This is a genomic window from Hydrocoleum sp. CS-953, from assembly GCF_002260545.1.
GTDB lineage: Bacteria > Cyanobacteriota > Cyanobacteriia > Cyanobacteriales > Microcoleaceae > Trichodesmium.
This window is the reverse complement of record NZ_LGSU01000038.1, coordinates 1-1,441: the sequence shown is the minus strand read 5'-3', so window position 1 is coordinate 1,441 and position 1,441 is coordinate 1. Positions and strand designations below refer to the sequence as shown.

Here is a 1,441-nt window from a genome sequence, read left to right as displayed (position 1 = left end):
GGTAATTATTAATTATTAATTGTTTTCCTGCGGAATGCTTCGCAAACGGCACCTCGTCACATGAACATTGTTAATTGCTGAACNAGCCTCCCCTTTTAAGGGGATAAATCAAAAAAATTCCTTTTAGTCAATCCCCTTCTTTTAAGAAGGGGTAATTATTAATTATTAATTGTTTTCCTGCGGAATGCTTCGCAAACGGCACCTCGTCACATGAACATTGTTAATTGCTGAACCAATTCCTGATGATTAAATCACACAGCAACTGCAGTCGTTACTCTTGCTGTTTCATGTTGTTTAATCCATTCAAAAACTCGATTCAATGCCCACCAAATATCTGAATCTTGGGCAAGATTTTGACATGATTTATTACTAATATGAGCTACATGACCACCATAACGAGTTACCATCAAATCAATGGCAGAATTATTTTTACAGGCAGCTTTTAAATCTGGTACAATTGTTGGGTCAAATAGGGGGTCATCTTCTGCATAAATAATCAATGTTTTTTTCTTAAGATCAGGTAAAAAATATAGGGGACTTGTTGCTTTATAGTAAGCTTCTACTGATGAAAATCCTAATCCTTTGATAATAAATTCTTCATCAAATTTCCAGATAGAATCTGCCCGTTCAATTGCCTCTGGATCGATAAAATCTGGATGATGCTCGTGAATTAACCAAGCTAATTTTTTGAGATTTTTACTAATTCCTTTATCCAAATGTCTTCCCACAGGAGAACTATCTAAATAAGAGAGAGAACGTTGAGCTTCTAGACTAGGACAAATTACTGCACAACCACCAATATCTGTTTCTGATAATCCTAATTCTGGAGCTAGATTTTCTGCTACTTTTGCACCCCAAAGTGCTAGTTGCCCCCCTAAAGAATATGCAGTAAACCAAAAATTAGGCGGACAACCCATTGCTTTTGCTTGAGCAGCAATATGAACAAAATCTTGCCCTTCATAAATACCATCTGAAGTTAGAGCTGGTGATAGTGATGCTGTCTTGCCGTGGGCACGCCAATCAAATAAAATAACTGCATAACCTTGACCATAAGCTTTGCGTCCTAATAGTTGTAAGAACCATTGATTATCTAAGTCTCCTGTAATTCCATAAGTCCCAATAATTGTACCTTTTGGGTTTTTTGGAATAGCCATCCAGCCAAAAATTGGCACATCATTTGCACCAATAAAAATTGTATCTTGGTAAGGAGGCTCAGAAAATGTAGTAGTCTCTTCCCAAAAACGGGGTATCCAAAAAGCTGCATAAAGAGTCATTGCTAAACCATTTTTCAGGAACCACGGAGGAGTATAAGAAGGATGACCCATAGATAAATGTTAATCTAATAAAACTTAAATTGATTAATCTAATAGTATATCAGTTAACTATGATTATCATCATAAATTTAATAACTACTTACTATGAATTAATATAAGTTTTGGAT

The 1,441-nt window shown here is 35.5% G+C and carries 1 protein-coding gene; it reads right to left on the bottom strand.

Annotated features, from left to right (window positions below):
* Window positions 1-251: 251 nt before the first annotated feature.
* Window positions 252-1,325, bottom strand: coding sequence for a YheT family hydrolase (locus AFK68_RS00160; RefSeq protein ID WP_094670692.1), 1,074 nt, complete (start codon window positions 1,323-1,325; stop codon window positions 252-254).
* Window positions 1,326-1,441: the final 116 nt, after the last annotated feature.